General features: G+C 67.2%; 16 protein-coding genes. 5 read left to right on the forward strand and 11 right to left on the reverse strand.

Annotation, left to right across the window (positions count from 1 at the left end; genetic code table 11):
- Positions 1-70 precede the first annotated feature (70 nt).
- Together JT689_RS07420 and JT689_RS07425 are read left to right on the forward strand one after the other, a co-directional pair.
- Positions 71-292: a hypothetical protein gene (locus tag JT689_RS07420; protein WP_205250829.1), complete on the forward strand. Its 222-nt coding sequence runs from the start codon at positions 71-73 to the stop codon at positions 290-292.
- Positions 293-340: 48 nt separating this feature from the next.
- Positions 341-1294 carry a zinc-dependent metalloprotease gene (locus JT689_RS07425; RefSeq protein WP_205250830.1) on the forward strand — a complete coding sequence of 318 codons (954 nt, stop codon included), beginning with the start codon at positions 341-343 and terminating at the stop codon, positions 1292-1294.
- Here the strand turns inward: JT689_RS07425 and JT689_RS07430 are convergent, their stop codons facing one another.
- Positions 1295-1849 (reverse strand): hypothetical protein, encoded by a 555-nt coding sequence (locus JT689_RS07430; RefSeq protein ID WP_012289342.1) that lies wholly within the window; start codon positions 1847-1849, stop codon positions 1295-1297.
- A gap of 100 nt (positions 1850-1949) precedes the next feature.
- Here JT689_RS07430 and JT689_RS07435 point away from each other — a divergent pair, with 100 nt between their 5' ends.
- Together JT689_RS07435 and JT689_RS07440 are read left to right on the forward strand one after the other, a co-directional pair.
- Complete coding sequence (locus JT689_RS07435) at positions 1950-4586, forward strand: DEAD/DEAH box helicase (protein ID WP_205250831.1); 2637 nt, start codon at positions 1950-1952, stop codon at positions 4584-4586.
- Positions 4587-4635: 49 nt separating this feature from the next.
- Positions 4636-5379: an MBL fold metallo-hydrolase gene (locus JT689_RS07440; RefSeq protein ID WP_205250832.1), complete on the forward strand. Its 744-nt coding sequence runs from the start codon at positions 4636-4638 to the stop codon at positions 5377-5379.
- Here JT689_RS07440 and hemAT read toward each other — a convergent pair.
- From hemAT to JT689_RS07480, 8 genes are all read right to left on the reverse strand, one after another.
- Positions 5376-6845: a heme-containing aerotactic transducer HemAT gene (hemAT, locus tag JT689_RS07445; RefSeq protein ID WP_205250833.1), complete on the reverse strand. Its 1470-nt coding sequence runs from the start codon at positions 6843-6845 to the stop codon at positions 5376-5378. The two genes, JT689_RS07440 and hemAT, sit on opposite strands and share 4 nt — an antisense overlap.
- A 60-nt stretch (positions 6846-6905) precedes the next feature.
- Entirely contained in the window at positions 6906-7979 is a 1074-nt protein-coding gene (locus JT689_RS07450) for an mRNA surveillance protein pelota (RefSeq protein ID WP_205250834.1), read from the reverse strand.
- Between the two features lie 59 nt (positions 7980-8038).
- Complete coding sequence (rqcH, locus tag JT689_RS07455; RefSeq protein ID WP_205251893.1) at positions 8039-10150, reverse strand: ribosome rescue protein RqcH; 2112 nt, start codon at positions 10148-10150, stop codon at positions 8039-8041.
- A 77-nt stretch (positions 10151-10227) separates the two neighbouring features.
- Entirely contained in the window at positions 10228-11877 is a 1650-nt protein-coding gene (locus JT689_RS07460; protein ID WP_205250835.1) for a tRNA uridine(34) 5-carboxymethylaminomethyl modification radical SAM/GNAT enzyme Elp3, read from the reverse strand.
- A 47-nt stretch (positions 11878-11924) separates the two neighbouring features.
- Positions 11925-13973: an OB-fold nucleic acid binding domain-containing protein gene (locus tag JT689_RS07465; RefSeq protein ID WP_205250836.1), complete on the reverse strand. Its 2049-nt coding sequence runs from the start codon at positions 13971-13973 to the stop codon at positions 11925-11927.
- Positions 13974-14024: 51 nt separating this feature from the next.
- The gene (locus JT689_RS07470) at positions 14025-14288 is read right to left on the reverse strand and encodes a hypothetical protein (protein ID WP_012289345.1); all 264 of its coding nucleotides are present in this window, start codon (positions 14286-14288) and stop codon (positions 14025-14027) included.
- A gap of 23 nt (positions 14289-14311) precedes the next feature.
- Complete coding sequence (locus tag JT689_RS07475) at positions 14312-14920, reverse strand: YIP1 family protein (RefSeq protein ID WP_205250837.1); 609 nt, start codon at positions 14918-14920, stop codon at positions 14312-14314.
- A 3-nt stretch (positions 14921-14923) separates the two neighbouring features.
- The gene (locus JT689_RS07480; protein WP_010903105.1) at positions 14924-15511 is read right to left on the reverse strand and encodes a thymidine kinase; all 588 of its coding nucleotides are present in this window, start codon (positions 15509-15511) and stop codon (positions 14924-14926) included.
- A gap of 106 nt (positions 15512-15617) precedes the next feature.
- Here JT689_RS07480 and JT689_RS07485 point away from each other — a divergent pair, with 106 nt between their 5' ends.
- Positions 15618-16058, forward strand: coding sequence for a universal stress protein (locus tag JT689_RS07485; RefSeq protein WP_010903106.1), 441 nt, complete (start codon positions 15618-15620; stop codon positions 16056-16058).
- A gap of 16 nt (positions 16059-16074) precedes the next feature.
- Here JT689_RS07485 and JT689_RS07490 read toward each other — a convergent pair whose 3' ends face one another.
- Complete coding sequence (locus JT689_RS07490) at positions 16075-16284, reverse strand: DUF2892 domain-containing protein (protein ID WP_205250838.1); 210 nt, start codon at positions 16282-16284, stop codon at positions 16075-16077.
- 213 nt (positions 16285-16497) lie between these two features.
- A complete protein-coding gene (locus JT689_RS07495) occupies positions 16498-18375 on the reverse strand; it encodes an AAA family ATPase (protein ID WP_205250839.1) in 1878 nt (625 codons plus the stop codon).
- Positions 18376-18426: the final 51 nt, after the last annotated feature.

The following is an 18426-nucleotide window of genomic DNA, read 5'->3' on the forward strand; positions in this document are numbered from 1 at the left end:
CGCCCACCCGATCAATCCTCCGCATCCAGCACCACCAACAGCTAAATGCGCGCTCGCTGAACACCACCGCATGGGACTGCTTGAAGTCCACTTCCACGATTCGGAGTTCACTGCCGCCCCCAGCATGCGGACTGGTGACAGCGACACCGACGCCGACGAGACCGATCAGACGCCGCCGGCTGACGCGGACTGTGGCGGCGGCTGTGGCGGCCGCGGCGTCGCCGTTGCGGTCGGCGTCCTGGTCGCCTTGGGCCTGCTCGCGGGCCTGCGTCGGCGGCGTGACGCGGCGTAGCCTCGCGCCCTCCAGAAGAGATTTGCGTTCAGACGCCCGAACTGCGGTATGTCGATCTTCGAAAGCGCGCGCGCCGTCGTGAGCGCCGACGGCGGTGGCGCTATCGACTGGGATAGCGTCGCCGACGCCGCAACCAGTGCCACGCCGCCGGGCGACCTCGCGCTGGGCGAGGACACCGCCGACGCGTACGCGGCCGACGTGCGGGACGCACGCGCCCGCATCCGCTCGGTGTCCGGGCTGTCCTTCGACGTGCCGGAGACGGTTGCGCTCCACACCCGCCACCACTGGGTGGACGCCAACGTGGCGACGTTCCGGCGCGCGTTCGAACCGATGAACCAACAGCCCTCGCGGCTCCCCGGTGTCGCCCGCACACTCAACACGGCCACCACCGCAGGCGCGCTGGCGTTCATCGCCCGCAACGTCCTGGGGCAGTACGACCCGCTGTTGCTCGCCGACGCCAGCGACGCCCACGCGCTGTACTTCGTGCACCCCAACATCGTCGCCGTCGCCGACAGCCTCGGCGTTCAGTTCCCGCGGTTCCGGCGGTGGATCGCGTTCCACGAGGTCACACACGCCGCCGAGTTCGGCGCGGCGGGGTGGCTGTCGGACTACCTCGAAACCCGCCTCCGGACCGGCGTCGGCGCGCTCGCCGACGGCACCATCGACACCGCGGCGTTCGAGGAACTGCAGGTCGCGATGACCGCCGTCGAGGGGTACGCCGAGCTCCTCATGGACGAGGCTTTCGACGGCGAGTACGACGACCTCCGGCGGAAACTCGACGCGCGCCGCGGCCAGCGCAGCCCGCTTGGGGCGGTGGCTACGCGGCTGCTCGGCCTCCACCGCAAGCGCGAGCAGTACGAACGCGGTCGGGAGTTCTTCGCGTACGTCGCCGGGGAGCGCGGGCTCGCGGGCGCGTCGCGGGTCTGGGACGACCCCGAGTATCTGCCGACCGACGACGAGCTGGACGTGCCGCCGCGGTGGCTCGCCCGCGTCCCCGCCTGACTACTGGAACCCGCGGCCGACGCGGTCCGCATCAACGAGGTCGTCGAGCTCGCTGTCGAGCAACTCGTCGGCGTCGGGGAACTCCTCGGCCAGCCCCTCGACGGGATCCGGGCGGTCGTAGGGGTCGTACTCCATGGGTCCGAACGCCGGGCTGTCGAGGGCGTCCATCACGTCATCGAAGAACGCGTCCGGGGTCGTCGGGGCGTCGGCGTGGGCCTGCACGACTTGCTCCAGTTCGCTGGCTTTCGTCTCGGCGTCGTCCTCGTCGGCGACCGGCTGCTGGACCGCGAACCGGCCGTCGGCGTCGTCGCCGGTGGGCAGGAAGTCGGCCAGCCCGTCGTCGACCTTGCGGGCGATCTGGGTGCCGACGCCGCGCACCTCGTAGGGGTTTTTCGCGTACGTCTTGAGGTGAAAGACGCCCGCCGCGGGGTGGCCGAGGTAGAGGTCCTCGCCGACCCCGGACGCCCGGTCGCCGGCGACCGCCCGCCAGTCGTCCGGGTCGCCAGACGATCCAACAACGTCTTCGACGATGTCGTCCCAGTCCCGTACGCGCATGTCACCACGTGGTTGTGGCGTGGTGGACTTCAACCCTGTCCTCGCAGCCGTCCCACCGGAGAGCGACACCGTTATTCGCCGGCCGCCCCACCCGTCGTGCGTGAACATTCGGGGCGTCGTCACCGACGTCGACACACCCGCGTCGGTGGACACGCAGCACGGCGACCGGGACGTAGTGACGGTGCGGGTGCGGCCCGACCCCGGGGCCGAGCCGGTGCCCGTGTCCCTGTGGGGGAAGTGGACGGAGACGGCCACCTACCTCGACGCGGGCATGGAGCTTGCGGTGCACGACGCCACCGAGGACGGAGCGGGGTACGCAACCGCGGCGTCGTCGTGGGTGGTCGTCGAACCGGAGTTCGTCGTGGACGTGACCGACATCCGGTCGTTCGTGCAGTGCCCGCGGCTCTACTACTTGAACAAGCTCTCCGGGCTGCCGCTGAAGTATCCGGTGACGAAAGGAACGATCGTCCACGAGGTGTTCGGGGATCTGCTTCGGGGCCGCGATCTGGAGGCGTCGGTCGCCCAACGGGTCGACGAAGCCGGCCTGGAGCTCGGGCTGCTGGGTCGGAGCCGCGCGGAAGTCGAGGCCGACGTGCGGGACAACGCCAGCGCCATCGAGGGCTGGCTCCAGCAGGGCCGGCTGACCGACGAGGACGAGTGGCGCTCGGAGTACACGCTGGTTTCCGAGCGCTTCGGCATCAAAGGCCGGTGTGACGCCATCCGGCGCGGGATGCCCGTGGAGCTGAAAACGGGCAAGAACACGAACCGCGAGCCCCGATTCCACGACAAAGTGCAGGCGGCCTGTTACGCGCTGATGTTGGACGAGCACGGCGTCCCCGCGGACACGGGGACGCTGCTGTACACGAAGAACGCGGCCGTCGACCGCAGCGAGGCGTCCGGCGACCTCTCGCCCGCCAAGGAGTTCTCCATCGGCCGGGGGTTCCTGGAGTTCGTCGTGCGGGAGCGCAACCACCTCGCCGCCCTCGAAGCGAGCGACGGCCCGCCGACGGGCTACGAGGCCGACGCCAAATGCGACTACTGCTTCGAGCAGGACACCTGCATGGTGGTCTCGGGCCGCCTCGATCAGGAATCCAAGGCCGGCCGGATCGGCGATCCGGTGCCCGCCGAGGAGCGCGCGTACTTCGACGAGCTGTACGACGCCATCGAGGCCGAGCGCGGCGCGATCCACGACGAATACCGCAAGCTCTGGGAGCAGTCCCCCGACGAGCGCGCGGCGGACGACCGCGCCGTCGTCGGCCTCAGCCCGGCCGAGCAGACGGAGCTTCCGGACGGCCGCTGGCGGCTGACCGCCACCCGCCCCGGCAGCGCCGCCTCGAAGATCCGGGAGGGAGACCGCGTGCTCGCCTCGGACGGCGACCCCGTGGCGGGGCGCGCGGAGATGGCGCGCGTCGAGCGATTGGACGCCGACCGCGTCGAGGTCACCACCGACGAACCCGTCTCGCTTTGCCGGCTAGACGTCTACCCCTCGGAGCTCTCCGTCGACCGGATGCTGACCGCGCTCCACGGCGCCGTGCTGAAAAGCGACCAGCGCCGCACGGACCTCTTATTCGACCGGGCCAGCCCCCGTTTCGAAGGCGGAGACCACGACCTGATCCCGAACAACGACGCCCAGAACGCGGCCGTGAACCGCGCGCTGAACGCCGAGGACTTCGCGCTCGTCCACGGGCCGCCCGGCACGGGGAAGACGTACACCATCGCCACCCTGGTACAGGCGTTCGTGGCGCGCGGCGACCGCGTGCTCGTCTCGGCGTTCACGAACCGCGCGGTGGACAACGCCCTCGACGCGCTCCGCCAGCAGGGCCACGAGGACATCGTGCGGGTCGGCACGGAGACCGGCGTTCGGGCGGACATGCAGGACCTCCGGCTGGATCGGTCCGGTGACCCCGGCGAGCGCGCGGCCGCCCTGCGGTCGGCGCCCGTCGTCGCCGCCACCACGGCCACGTGTGGCTCCCGCATCCTCCGGGAGCTGGAGTTCGACGTGGTGCTCGTCGACGAGGCCAGCCAGCTCACCGAGCCGGACACGCTGGCCGCGATCAACCGGGGCGCGCGGTTCGTGCTCGTCGGCGACCACGAGCAGCTCCCGCCGGTGGTGCGTTCCGGCGGCCGGCTCTCGAAATCCCTCTTCGAACGCCTCCACGAGACGTACCCGGAGGCGTCGGTGATGCTCGACCAGCAGTACCGGATGAGCCAGCGCATTCAGGCGTTCTCCAGCCGCGAGTTCTACGACGGCCAGCTGCGGCCGGCATCGAGCGAGGTTGCTGGCCAGCGGCTCACCGACATTGGGGTCGACCCCGGTGGTGCCGTCCACGGCGGGGTCACGTTCCACGACGTGCCCGGCACCGACGACGCCCACGTCGACCCCGCGGAAGCCGATCGTGTCGCAGACGTCGTCACCGCGTACGTCGACGCCGGGCTGGATCCCGGTGAGATCGGCGTCATCGCGCCGTTCCGCGCACAAGTCGCGGAGATCGGGCGACGCACCCCGGCGGGCGTCGCCGTCGACACCGTCGACCGCTTCCAGGGCTCCTCGAAGGAGGTCATCGTGGTCTCGTTCGTCGCCCGCGGCACGCTTGAGGGCCCCATCTTCGAGGACCACCGGCGGGTGAACGTCGCGCTCTCCCGGGCGAAAAAGAGCCTCGTGCTCGTCGGCGACGAGCGGGCGCTGCGCTCGGAGCCGCTGTACGACCGCATGATCGACTGGGCGGACATGGAGTGACGCCGCCGACTCCCGAACGCTTACCTCGCTTGCTGTCCCCGGGTTGGACATGCAACTGACGTTTCTCGGCACTGGGTCTGCGATGCCCACCGGCCAGCGGATGCAGACCGGACTGCTGGTCGAAGACGGCGACAGCCGACTGCTCGTGGACTGCGGCAGCGGCGTCCTGCACACCCTGGCCCGCACCGACGTGGGCTACGAGGGCGTCGACACCGTCCTGCTCTCGCATCACCACCTCGACCACGTCAGCGACCTGCTCGCGCTGCTGAAGGCGCGCTGGCTCGCCGGCGAGGAGACGCTGACCGTCGTCGGCCCGGCGGGCACCGACGCGCTCGTGACGGACCTGCTGGACGTCCACGACTACCTCCAGGGGCGTGTCGACGTGACCCTGCGCGAGGTCGATGTCGGCAGCGTCGGGGTTGCGGGCTTCGACGTGACGGCCATCGAAACGGAACACTCGATGCCCGGGCTCGCCTACCGGTTCGGCGGCGACGATGGCGACCTCGTGTTCAGCGCCGACACCGAGGCGTTCGACGGAATGGGGGCGTTCGCTGACGGCGCGTCGGTGCTCGTCCACGACTGCTCGTTCCCGGACGAGGTCGACGTGTCCAACCACCCGACACCCACGCAACTGGGCGCGTCGCTGGCCGGCGTCGACGTCGACGACCTCTATCTCACCCACCTCTACCCGCACACCAACGGCGAACACGACGCGATGACGGCGTCGATCCACGAGGCTGGCTTCGACGGCGAAGTCCATATCGCCCGCGACGGTCTCGGCGTCGAGCTCTAGCTGAGCTTGCCGACCGTCTCGCGGACCTCCTCGACGGTCCGGACCTGCTGATCGGTCGCGTCGGCGATGTCATCGAGGGCGGCCGCGATCTCGCCCGCGCGGTCGTCGACATCGTCGACCATCTCGGCGACCTCCTCGGTGCTCACCGCCTGTTCGTCGGTCGCCGTCGACACCTCCTGCATCCCGCTTGCGGCGTCCTCGACGGCGTCGGTGATCTCCTGGAGGGTCTCCATCGCCTCCTCGACGCGCTCGACGCCCTCGCCGATGCGCTGGTTGACCTCGTCCAACTGGTCGACCGTCTCCTCGGTCTCCGCCTGCATCCGCTCGACGAGCTCCTCGACGCGCGTGGACTGCTCGCGGGACTCCTCGGCGAGGGCTTTGACCTCGTCGGCGACGACCGCAAACCCCTCGCCCGCCTCCCCGGCGCGGGCGGCCTCGATGGACGCGTTCAGCGCCAGCATGTTCGTCTGCTCGGCGATGTCGTCGATCACGCCGGTCACTGATTCGACGTCGGCGGCGCGCTCGCGCAGCTGTTCGACGCCCGCGGTGACGCCGTCGGTCGCCTCGTCGATGTCGGTCATCGTGGCGAGCGCGTCGTCGGCGGCCGCCTCGCCCTGCTGGGCCAGCGCCTCGGCGTCCTCGCTGGTCCGGCGGACGTCGTCGGCCGTCGAGGCGACCTCCTCGACGCTCGCGGACACGCTGGATATCTCACGGCTGACGTCCGCCATGCGGTCGACCTGGTCGTCGGTCGCGGCCCGCATCGTGTCCGTGCGCTCGGCGACGTCCTGCGAGGTCGCCTCCAGCGAGGACAGCGGTGCTTCCACGTCGCTGGCGACCGCGTTCGCCAACTCCTGGCGGCTGTCGATCTCGTCGCGGAGGCGCTGGGCGTACGAGTCGATGTAGGTGTCCATTGCGATCTGCTGATCGAAGGTCAACAGCTTCAACATCGGCAGGAACCGGGCCACGAGTTCGTCGACGGCGGCGGCCGCCTCCTCGCCGCGGTCGGCGACCACGTCGTCGGCAAGCGCGTCCAACAGCCCCGTGTAGTATCGCGTGTACGCGCCCAGATAGACGTCCGGCCCGAGCCCGAGCACGTCGTGTATCTTCCCGATGCGGGCGCGCTGGGCGGCGTACTCGGTGTCGTACTCGCCGCGCCCGAGGCCCAGCAAGTACTCGGCCTGCGTCTCTTTGAGTTGCTCGACGGTCTTCGTGGAGTTCGCGAAGAGGTCCTGTGTGCGCTCGTAGGACTCCAAGTGGTCGTAGAAGTCGGTCACCAGCGCGTCCGCGGTGGCTTCGAACAACGGCTGTTCGGCGGCGAGCGCGGCCATCGTGTCGTCGTCGATCCCGGTGAACGACAGCCGCCACGCGATCTCCGCCTCGTCGAGGCCGATCCGGTCCGCGAGTGCGTGCCCGTCGATCCCGTTCCGAACGTCGGCGGTCACGAGAGTGTCATTATCGTTGCTCATTTTCCCCAAGAATGCCGGACGCGCTTTTTAACTCTTTTCTCTGCGTGTGAATTATCGGCGTCAGTCGAGCCGATACCGCAAGACGGCACCGATCCCGCCGAGGTTCCGGAGCTGCTCGCCGGGCGCGAACTCGTGGCTGAACACGGTCACGCTCCCGCCCTGCTGTTCGACGGTCCTGACGAGGTCGTTGACATCGACGTCCACCCAGTCGCCCTCGCCGGCGCGCTCCAGTCGCAGGCGCTCATCGAGGATCAGCAGGTCCTCGACCGCGCCGAACTCCACGGCTTTCTGGACCTCGTCGATGCCGTAGGCGGCCTTCCCGTCGGTCGCCATCTGCGTGGTGAGCTCGTCGATGAGCTCGGACTCCTCGGCGATGCGGGTCTCCTCCTGGACGTCCTCGACGGCACCGCGCTTGAGGACTTCGTGGACGCCACGACCGCCGACCGCGCTCGTGTCCACCATGGTGATTTTCTCCTGGAGGTCGGGGTACTCCTCGGTGATGTGATCGAGGGCGTCCTGCTTGGTGAACCCGGGGCCGGCGAGGATGATGGCGTCGGCCTGCATGCGCGCCAGCGCGTCCGCGAGCGTCCCGAACAGCTCGTCGCGGCCGCGGTCGTTCTGCTCGCCTTTCCCCGTGGTCGCCGTGAACGACCCCTGCTCGTCGACGCCGTACTGCTGGACGACGTGGATGTGCGCCTCGCCCTCCTCGACGGTGGCGATGGCGACATCCGGCTGATCGGTGGCCTCGACGGCCTCGTTGAGGCGGTTCAGCTGATCGGGCTGCCAGTGCTTCTCGACCTCCAGTTCCTCGCGCTCCGCGACGTTCAGCGTGTGATGCAGGCCGAGTTGGTCCTCCCGCGAGCAGTCCTCGATGGTGCCGGAGACCCGCAGCCGGTTCGAGAACTTGTGGAACTCCACGTCCCCGACGTCGATGGTGACGAACATGTGCTCGCGCTCGCCGCCCGTGTCCCGCATCTGGTCGTCGTTGCGCTGGATCCGGCGGTGGGTGTCCCCGGCCACGAAATCCCCGGGTTCCAGGACGTACGCGAGGTGCCAGAGGTCGTCGAGGCTCTCCGGAACGAGCGTGATGCGCTCGCGGCCCCCCTCGACCGTGTGGCGGTCCTTCAGTTGCATGGTCGCCCACAGGACCCCCACGAGAAAAGGCTCACTCCTTTGGGGTCACCCCGGCGCGCTCACTCCTCGACGATCCGGCTGCCGCCCGGCGGCATGTACTTCTGGATCTCGCCCGGGCTGGCGACCTTTCGCACGAACGATTCGTCGGTGAACCGCTCGCGGAACTCCCGGTAGATGCGCTTGGCGGCGTCGCCCTGCGCGTACCGCCCGGGCTCGATTTCGATGCGCGTCTCGACCTGCTCGCGGATGGCGTCCGTCGGCCCGCCGAGCACTCGGGTGTTGGGCTCACACGTGATGCCGACCGCCCACTCGGTCGACAGATCACGGAAGTACGTGCGGTCGCCTCGCACCGCGAACCCGCCCTTTTCGAGGTATTCGCCGGACTCGGGGGTTTTCGACACCTGGTCCGGCGACACCATGTACGCGTCGCCGGCCCCCCGGCCGTCCTTCCACACCGACGAGCACGCGACGGCGAACCGGGCGGCCTGGCGGGCGTCCCGCTCGGGCACCTCGATGTCGTTGGAGGGCTCGCTGGGCGCGCTGGTTTTCAACACCGTGATCGGGCCGCCGTGGGCCTGCGAATGGAAGAACCGGTCGTAGCGATCCATGTACTTCTTCACCAGCTCCTCGTTCTGGCCGGCGTCCCGGCCGCCGATCACCAAGAACCCCTCGCTCGTTCGGAACCACCGGAACCGCTCGTACCACTGCTCCTGGTGGCGGATCGGGATCGACGACCGCGACAGCCACGCGACCTCATCGTCGGCGTCGTCCTCGTGCTCGCTCTCGGGTTCGGCCTCCCACTCGTCGCGGCGCTGCTTGACGGCGTCGAGGTCCGCGCGCGTGTTCTCGATGGCCGCCCGGGCACCCGCCTTCTTCTCCTCGATGCGTTTGGCCTCCGTGTACAGCCGGTCGGCGTTCTTCTCGACGCCCGCGGACGGATCCAGCGTCACCGTGTGATCGTCGATCCGCGCCCGGATCATGCCCGCGGACTCGTTGACGCCCACGAACGCCTCGGCGCCCGGCACGTCGCCGGCGGCGTCGTCGAAGGTGTCGGCGATCTGCTGCCACCCGTGGCCCGCCTCGCGGGCCTGGCGGACGGCGCTCAACAGCCCATCCACGAGGTCGTAGTGGCCGTACAGCGACTCCGCCTTCTCGCGCTCGGCTTCGGCCTGCGCCTCGAAATCCTCGATGGCCTGCTCCTGTTGCTCGATGATGCGTTGTTGCTTCTCGATCTCGTTCTCGAAGTCCGGGCGGTCGACGGTCTCGCCGCTGTCCTCGTCCTCGCTGGTGTCGAGGTTCGTGAAGTAGTCGTCGAGCGCGTCGTTGAACGACTCGAAGGCGTCGCTTGGCAGGTCGGCGCGCTCGTCGAGCGCGATCGGCGTCACGTCCACACGCGCCCCCTGTTCGTCCTCGTCGTCGGTCGGCTCGTAGTACACCTGCGGGTCGAGGTCGCCCGCGCTGATGTCCCCGAGCAGCGTCTCGCTGGCGTCGAACAGCGCTTCGAGGGTCGACTCCGGGGCGTCCGCGACCGGCGTTGTCTTCTCCACGTCGGCCCGCGAGCACAGCTCCTCGGCGTACAGCCCGCCGAAGTTCAACTGGGTCGCCAGCGTCCGCACGAGGTCGGTGTCCGAGTCCCGCATCTGCTCGGCGAACGCCTCGTAGGACAGGTCGAGGGGGTTCACGCGCGCATCCGGGAAGCCGTAGTCGCGGCCGGGGGCGACGGTTCGGGACTGCAACCGCACCGTGTCGAGGCTGTCGACGACCTCACGCTGTGGGTCCAGCACCGCGATGTTCCCGTCGCCGAACAGCTCCGCGACGATGGTGGTGTCGGCGTCCTCCCGGCGGAACTCGAACTCCAGGATGCGGTCGAAGCCGTGCTGGCGGACCGCATGGAAGTCCGCGCCCGAAAGCCGGTTGCGCAGCATCTTCGCGAAGTTCGGGGGCCGCCCGGGTGCGTCAGGGACGTGCGTCGGGTCGGCGACGTGCGCGCGCTTGGTCTCCCCGACCTCGACGAGCAACTCCACCCGGCCGCGGTCGAAATCCCGCATCTTCAGGCGGAGGAGGTCGTCGCCGTAGAGGTAGGCCTTGTCGACTTTCGCCCCCGCGTACTCGTTCAGCTCCGCCGTGAGGGCGACGAGGTCGACACTCGTCACCTCCCGCTTCTGATTCATGCTCATCCAGTTGTCGGCCCCCACCCCTCTGCCTTACGGTCGCTGCCCGGTAGCCGTTGGGACCGACGGCACGGCACTCAGAGGCGCTTGGAGACGTACGGGCCGTCTTGGTGGTAGCCAAGCTGCTGCTTGTAATACTGGCGCGCCCCGATGCCGGAGATGACCGACAGCTTCTCGAAGCCGCTGTCGGCGGCCAGGTGCTCGGCGCGCTCCATGAGCTGCCGCCCGTAGCCCTGGTGTTGGTGTTGGTCGTCGCCGGTGTCGTCGCCGACGCTCACCTCGCTGCCGTAGACGTGGAGCTCCCGCAACAGCGCGGCGTCGGTCAGCTCCTCGCGCGCCGGCTCGTTGGGGAACCGCAGGCGCGCGAACCCCACCAGGAGGTCCTGCTGGAAGTCCTCGATGCTGATGAAGTGCTCCGTGCCGCCGCCGGCAGCGTACGTCTCCACGTCGAGGCTGACGTTCTCGGGGTCGTCGTCGTTCATCCCGGCCTCACGGCAGCGAATGCAGTCGCAGGTGTAGCCGTGCTCGGCCATGCGCTGGCGGGCGAGCTGGCGCAGGTTGGACTTCCAGACGCCGGCGTCGATGAAGTCCGCGGGGATGTCCCGCTGGACGCGCTGCAGGCGCGTGTACCGCGGGATCATGTCCTTGATCTCCGCGACGAGGTCGGCGGCCTCCTCGTTGTGCAGGGGCTCGAAGTCGCCGTTGCGCCACATGTCGTAGGTGATGGTGTCCCGCACCACCAGCGTCGGGTAGATCTTGAGGTAGTCGGGCTTCCAGCGCTCGTCGTCGAACAGCCGCCGGAAGTCCTCCAACACCATCTCCTTGCTCATGCCGGGCTGGCCGGGCATCATGTGGAACCCGACTTTGAACGCGGCGTCCCGCAGCCGCCGGTTGGCGTCCACGGACGCCTGCACGCCGTGGCCCCGATGCATCTCTCGGTTCACGCGCTCGAAGGTGGTCTGGACGCCCACCTCGACTTTCGTCGCGCCGAGATCCAGCATCCGGTCGACCTGCTCGGGGTCACACCAATCGGGTTTCGTCTCGAACGTCGTGCCGATGTTCCGGAGCGCCCCGTGCTCGTTGTCGGCGATGACGTCCTCCAGATACCGGAAGTCGTACTCCGTGGGGTCCTGGGCGAACGACTCCGTCTGGTTGGGTGCGGGCTCCTGGTCGGGGTCGAAGTCGTTGAGCGCTTGCAGCGCGCGCTTCACGAACCACTCCTGGTAGTCGTGGCTGCGCGCGGTCATCGTCCCCCCCATCAGGATGAGCTCCACCTTGTCGACCGGGTGGCCGATCTGGCGGAGCTGGTGGAGGCGCAGGGTCACCTGGCCGTACGGGTCGTAGTCGTTTTGCACGCCACGCGCAGCGGCGGGCTCGTGGCCGGTATACGACTGGCTGGACGTGAACTCGCTCGCCGGGCCGCCCGGACAGTACAGACACTTGCCGTGCGGGCAGGTGTGGGGGCTGGTCATGATCGCGACGGGCGTCACCCCGGACGCCGTCCGCACCGGCTTGCGCTGGAGCACGTCCTCCAGTTCGTCCCGCCGGCCGTCCGGCGCCACGTCCAGGAGGTCGGAGTGTTTGGGCACCTTCGACGCGGCGTACTCACCACAGACGTCGAGTTTCGCGTCCTCGATGTCGTCTTTGCCGACATCACCGGCGAGGATCCGGGAGACGAGCTCCTCGCAGGCGGCCTGGAACGCGCCGTCGTCGGCGTTACTGCTCATTGCTGACTGCAAGCCGCCGCGGGCGAAAAAGCGTGTCGTTCGGGGCGTTACGCCAGCTGGGCCGCGATGGCGTCGACGACCGCGTCCAGGACGGCGTCGCGCTCTCCGGCCAGGAACTCGATGCGGCCGTCTCGCGCCCCGCGAGCGGTCACGCCCGCGGTGGTGGTCAGGTCGTCGTCGATGGCGTCGACGACCGCGTGCACGTCGACGGCGTCGTCGCTGCGCACCCGCAGCGCGTCCTCGCCGGCACCGAGCAACACGTCGGTGCTGTCCGCGCGGCGGTGCAACGCGTCCAACAGCAGGTCGACCGGCGGGAAGTCGTACTGGTGTGTGTAGGCGCCCACGTCGAGCGTCTCGAACGCGACGCCGTCGTGGTGGCGTGTCGACAGATGCGGTTCGGCGGTCGACAGCTCGGTCGCCAGCCGGTCCCGGAACTGCGTGGCGATGTGGTCCGCGAGGTCGTCGTCGGCGTCCCCCCAGAGGAGGTCGGCGATGAGCTCGCGTTTGTCCTCGTAGGACTGATAGAACGCCTCCAGGGCGACGGCGTCACGGAGCGCTTCGCGGGCGTCGCTGTCGTAGCTGGCGTCCGCCGCGAGGTCCGCGTACGCGGCCGGGAGATCCGTCCAGTACGCGACCGCCGGCAGGTGGGCGAGGTCCGCGCGCACGTCGTCGTTGATGACGGCGGCGAGTTGCGCGCCCAGCGCGCCCGTGTTCACGGGCTGCTCGCCGGCCGCCGTCGGGGAAACGAGCACGTCCATCCCGGCGGCGTCGTCGGCGTACCCGCCGTCGACGACCACGGTGTCGGCGTCGTAGATGTCCAGGAGGTCCAGGGCGTCCGTGGACTCGGTCGTGGAGCCGGTGCCCACGAACACGAACAGTGGGTGTTTCTCGTCGTGGCGGTGGGCCGCCTCGAGCATGCTCGTCACGTCGCCGGTCGCGTCGTCGATGGTGTAGAAGGCGTCGTCGAGGGGGCGGCGGTCGACGTAATGGTATTCGGCGTCCTCGCGGGCGTGCTCGTCGCGGATCAGCGGCAGCAGCGCGCGCTCGATGGCGGTGCCGGCGACGTACCCCTCGACGGTCGTGGGGTGGCGGACGATGACCGGTCGGGCGTCGATGACGGCGCGCCGAACCGCGGTCGCGGCGTCCACGATGTCGTCGTGGACCGCGGCCACGGCGTCGTCGTCGGGCGCAAGCAGCGCGGTGGTGGCGGGCGCTGCGCGGTCGTCGAGGGCGGCGTCCATGCGGTTGCGGACCTCGTCGGCGCGGTCGCCGGTGAGCTCGGTGACGGCCTCGGTCTCCACTTGGAGGTCGCCGCGCCGGCGCTCGACGGTGCCCGTGAGCTGCACGACGGCTCCGGGTTCGATCTCGGGGTACGCGCGAACGCCGGCCTCGACGAACGCGGCGGCGTCGACAGCGCCGGTTTCGTCGGTCAACTCGAACACCGTCGGGCCGCTGGTCTGGCGGGCGGCCGTGATCTCCCCTTCGACGGTGACCGCGTCGTCGACGTGGTCGTCGAGGGCGTCGACGCGCACCGTTTCGTGGTCGGTGTCGTCGTCGTCCGCGCCGCTGAACTCGAAGCTGGCGTCCGCGGCGCGTTCGGTCGTGGCGTCCGCGTCGGAGACGCGTTTCCCCCCGTCGGCGGTCTCCGCGTCCCGCGAGTCGTCGGTGGTGTCGCCGTCGTCAGTTGTGTCGCTGTCCGCCTCGTCGTCGGCGGGGAGCGCGGCGTCCGAGTCGTTCGCCGGGTCGTGGACGAGCTCGCCGCGGAAGTCACGCATCGACTCCCGGATCGACCACCCCAGGTCGATGTTGCCGTTGTCGTGGACGTCGGTCACTTGCACGAACACGTCGTCGCCGACATCCCACGCCAGGGAGTCAACGCGACCGGGGACCTCCGAGCGATGCAGGAGGCCCGTGACGGTGCCGCCGACGTCGACGAACACGCCGAACTCGGCGAACCCGTCGACGGTCCCGCGGTAGAACCGGCCGGGGGTGAGTTGGTCTGGTGAGTCACCACGGAAATCGAACACGACGTCCTCTTCGTGGGTGGCGCAGATGTGGCCGTCCGTAGAGGAGCCGCAGACGATACAAGTACCCATTTGCATCGAAGAAGCGGGCGCTGCCCTAAACGATTATCGAAACCGCGCCGGTCACTCGAACACCGGGCTGTCGGCCGTGAGCGCGTCGATGTCGTCGGCGAGCGCGGCGACCTGTTCGGGGAACAGCGCCACCTGGACCTCGTTGCCGGAGTCGTCCTCGAAGACGAGCTTGACGCGTTTGTCACCGAACTCGCGGGCGGTCGCGTCGTCGACGTCGAAGAGCTTCGCGTCGGCGTGTTTGTTCGTGGGGCCGACGTTCTTGATCGAGCCGTCTTTCAGCTCCACCATGAACTCCGAGAGCGTGATGTTCAGCACACACACCGTTGTCGCCGGCGCGTCTAAAATGCGAGCCCTGCCGCGTGGATGACCTGCTCGCCGGCGGGGATGGCACCGAACCCGGCGCCGAACGCCAGCACGCCCGGCACAGCGGCGGCGATCACCGCCCGTGGGAGGGAGATCTCGTGGACGACGCTCGTCCCGACGACCAGCAGGCACCACGACCACACGCCCGCGAGCAGCGTGAGCACCGGCACGCCCAGACCGGTGACCACGCACGGGGCCGCCGCGTACGCGATCAGTTGGACGGTTTCACTGACGCCGCCCCGGGACTCCGAGATCGTCGCGATCACGAGACAGAGCGTCTGAATCGCCGACAGCGCGTGCACCGCCGCCGGCGTGACCAGTAACACGACGAGCGCCACGGTGAGCACGGCGGCCAGCCAGTCGGCGGTCGGGAACGCCAACGCGTCGCTGGGCGTGGCCGCGAGTTCGGTGGCGGCCACGACTCCGACAACAACCATCGCGAACACGAGCCCCGGGGCCTGGTCGCCTGGCGACACCGCCTCGTCGAAGAACGACACCGGATTCAGGAGGACCTGCGTGAACGACTTCGCGAGCCCGAGCGGGCCACGCTCACGGCCGCCCTCCGGTTCCACCCAGGTCGTCATGGGTTACTCACGGCGCACGACATGGCAGTTCCGGCACCGCGCCTCGTAGGTCTCCTCGGCACCGACCATGACGGTGGGGTCGTCGTAGTGGGCGGGCTCGCCCTCGATGAGGCGCTGGTTGCGGGTGGCCGGTTCCCCACACTGCATGCAGATCGCGCGCATCTTGTCGACGTATTCGGCGATCGCCATCAGCTGTGGCACCGGCTCGAAGGGCTCCCCGCGGAACGTCTGATCGGTGCCCGACAGCACCACCCGACGTCCGTCCGCCGCGAGCTCCTGGCAGACGTCGACGAGTTCGGCCGGGAAGAAGTTGGCTTCGTCGATGGCGACCACCTGCTCGCCGTTGAGCAGCGTGGGGATCGACGCGACGCCCTCGGCGGTGGGTTCGACGACCGTTGCCGCCCACGACCGGCCGGCGTGCGAGCCCAGCGTCGCCTCGCCGTACCGGTCGTCGACGGCGGGCGTGACCGCCGCGACGTCTTGGCCCGCGATCTCCGCGCGCCGCAGTCGCCGCAACAACTCCTCGGTTTTCCCCGAGAACATCGACCCCGTTATCACCTCCACCCACCCGGAGTTCGTGATGGCGTGCATGCCACAGCCAGCGGGTGGCTGGAGGAAAACGCTTGCTTTTCGCCACCTCCGCAGTCGGCGCGCCGTCTGCACGCTTTTTTAGGGGGCGGGGTGACAATGGGGACGCATGTACGATGACATCCTCCTGCCGACCGACGGCAGCGACGCCGCCGACGCCGCGGTCGCCAACGCCATCGACCTCGCGTCGAAGTACAACGCCACCCTCCACGTGCTGTACGTCGCCGACACCACCGAATACAGCACGGTCACCTTCGAGGACGCCGTCACCGATCCGCTTGAGCGCGAGGGCGAGCGCGTCGTCGACGACGCGGTGGCGCGCGCCGAGGACGCGGGCGTGGTGGCGATGGGCGTCGTGCTCCACGGCGGCGTGTTCGAGACGATTCAAGCGTACGTCGACGACGAGGGCATCGACACCGTGGTGATGGGGACCCATGGCCGCCGCGGCCTGGGTCGTGCGCTCCTGGGGAGTGTCACCGAGCGCGTCGTGCGAACCAGTGACGTGCCCGTGTTGACGGTGCGGGAAACCGACGACGACGGCGCGGCGTAACCCACTGGGTGGCGGCTCACGTGGTGTCCACGCCGAGCACGCGGTACACGCCACACGTGTTCATCGCGCCGCTGGCGAGCAACAACAGCGCCCCAACGCCGAGGGCTGGGGTCAGCGCCGAGGGGCCGCCGCCGTAGCCGGCCAGGGTCGCCAGCGCGGCGCTGCCCAGCACTGCGCCGCCGAACAGTCGTGCCAGTGCGTCCATGGGGCCGACGTTGTGTTCCATATGGGGCGTGTTGGCACGGCGGGGTGAAAAGCGGTGTGGGTCGGCGGCTGCGCGGCACAGCCCGATCGGGGTCGGGCTATTCGAGGCGGGCGACCGTCCGCTCGCCCCGGTTCTCGGTCCGGACTACATGCGATAGTAAGAGACGACACACAGATTGGGTCAACAATAGCTCGAAGTATTACCGTCATCAAGATATCCTATCATCTTTCGGTTCTAGCTACAGTGTTCATGTATATTTTCCATAATATCGACAATGTTCGTTGGGTGTTCTGCATCCTCTAACCGCCCCATCCTAATCCCTATATTTGGTTTAGTCACACTGGGGCAGTCTGGGATATTCTGCGCGCAGCCACGTCGAATGAGGTCAACAATTTCCTGGCTTGGTTTCTCTGCACTGTCTACTGATTGAAAATGAGTTTCATCCCAGTCATCGCCGTCTTCACGCGGCCAGTGCTCTTCAGCGATTTGAGCTAAATCGTTTTTCTCCCACGTGTCTTCAAGCTCCTTATCACCAACCCAAACGAGTTCTGGTTCCGAACCACCGACTTCGTACATCCCTTCAAGATGGTCTTCAAGAGTATCTTTAGAATAGATTCGTTCCTTTGCGTCGGAATCCAGAATAACGAACGTCCGTGCTCGTCCACTGTCCTGAAGACGCTCAAGGGTTTTTACGATATGTCCACACCCCTGACTATCCCAGACTTGGACACCATCCTCTACAAGGGTGCTACCAGTGACTTGGTGGTATAGTTCTTCGATATATTTGTGTTCAGTTGCCCCCTCTACGACAATCATCGCTCGTTCGAGATAGACCCAACTAGCAGAAAGGCCCAAACCGGCCATAATGTTGCCCATGAAATCCTCGGCCTCTGCTTCGTCTTTTGAAACTAGCGGCGCTCGTTCGTCGTTCGTATCCACTTCTTCAGGAAGATATACTACTTCGTGTAAAGAAGTCTTGTCGACCATAGTCAAACTATGAGTCGAAACGATGCACTGGGAAAGATAACTATCTTCATCCAAGATGTCTCTCCGAAGGAGATTGACCAGCTTCCGCTGAGCGTCAAAATGGAGGCGGTGATCAGGTTCGTCCATCGTCCGAATGACGGATTCTTTTCCTTCATTGGCCTCTGCGCTCCATTCAAGCATTGAGAGGGCCGAGCGGGCATTAGTTCCCCCACCCAGTTCTTGAAGCGGGACCTGTTCGCCATCGCGGCGAAGCACGATATTGGAGAGATCTGCTCCGTTGACAAAACTCCAATCAGGATCTACTGTGATCTTGTCTAGACCAGAGAGATGTCGCTCCATCCTGACGGAGAGGCTTTCAAGTCGTTCGTTAAGCGCATTCGTCGCTCGCTCTTCAATTTCGACAAGTTCGTCAACTCCACTTTTCTCACCATCCTCATCCTCAGCATAGAGGAAGGATTTGGTTTCTTGCCGGAGCAGTTTTGAGAGTAGCTTGGTTGGACTGTCTACATCCTCGGTATCGATTTGCTCACTGGCTGGAGCTAAACGGCCGAATTCGCTGGTTCCGCAAGAGACCCAACCAAGACAAGTGTCTTCGGGATTTTCAAGTATCCCAGCTTTCAATTCCTCGAACTGTTCTTCCCGCTCACCAGCGTTACTTCCCGGGTTAATACCGCAATCATCCAAGATTTCACGTTCTCTATCGGCTAAATAGTCCCATTCATGGAGTCGTTCATCTTCGGGAACCCGCTCTCTGAGATAGTAGTCTGGAGACTCCAAATTAACTTCTTCTGAATCTCCAGTTACTTCCCATTCTATCTTCAGTCCTGCAGCATCATCCTCTCCAAGATTGGCACGATCTGCCAGGTCGTCCGGTGGGTTTTCAATGACCGCCTCGATTGAGGCGTCGGGTGCTCTTCCAGTGTCTCGTGTCACATCACGCCGGATCTGCTTAATGTCCAGACTCAAATGACCGCATACAGTCTGTAATGCCTCCAAGAGAGTGGTTTTTCCAGCGTCGTTAGGGCCCACTAAGAGTGCGAACGGGGTCAGTTGGAGTGTTAAGTTCTCAAATTTCCCGATGTTTTCGACTGAGAGTTGTGAAACGTGCGTCTGTCCGTCACTCACGGGTCCGCCCTCTCGATTCGAGAATCTCGGACACGGGCTAAATTGACACGC

The sequence above is a fragment of the Halobacterium sp. GSL-19 genome (genome assembly GCF_016917855.1).
Lineage (GTDB): Archaea > Halobacteriota > Halobacteria > Halobacteriales > Halobacteriaceae > Halobacterium > Halobacterium salinarum.